1 pseudogene is annotated in these 261 nt (G+C 71.3%); it reads right to left on the bottom strand.

Annotation, left to right across the window (positions count from 1 at the left end):
• Positions 1-175 (bottom strand): annotated as a pseudogene (locus B8W69_RS29655) (molybdopterin molybdotransferase MoeA); the annotation flags it as partial.
• Positions 176-261 lie beyond the last annotated feature (86 nt).

Raw genomic sequence — 261 nt, 5'->3', positions numbered from 1 at the left:
GCAAGGCATAGCCGTCCATGGCGCTGTTCGGCCACGGCGGCAGGTCCAGGCCGGCCAGCAGGTCGACCGCCAGCACGCGGCCGCCAGCCTGCTCCAGGGGCACCTGCTCACACGTATCGATAGGCGTTTGCGCGGCCAGTTCGAGGAGCCGTTCCAGCGCCGTCTCGACCGGCATCAGCCCCGGATGCTCGCAGCAGCCGCTCACCCGCGGCTCTCGCAGGGCGCCGCCTGTTTCAGGTGCGGGACGAAGTTGCACGGGCG

Origin of the sequence: Mycolicibacterium vulneris, assembly GCF_002104765.1 — a bacterium.
Taxonomy (GTDB): Bacteria; Actinomycetota; Actinomycetes; order Mycobacteriales; family Mycobacteriaceae; genus Mycobacterium; species Mycobacterium vulneris.
This window is presented reverse-complemented; position numbering and strand designations above follow the sequence as displayed.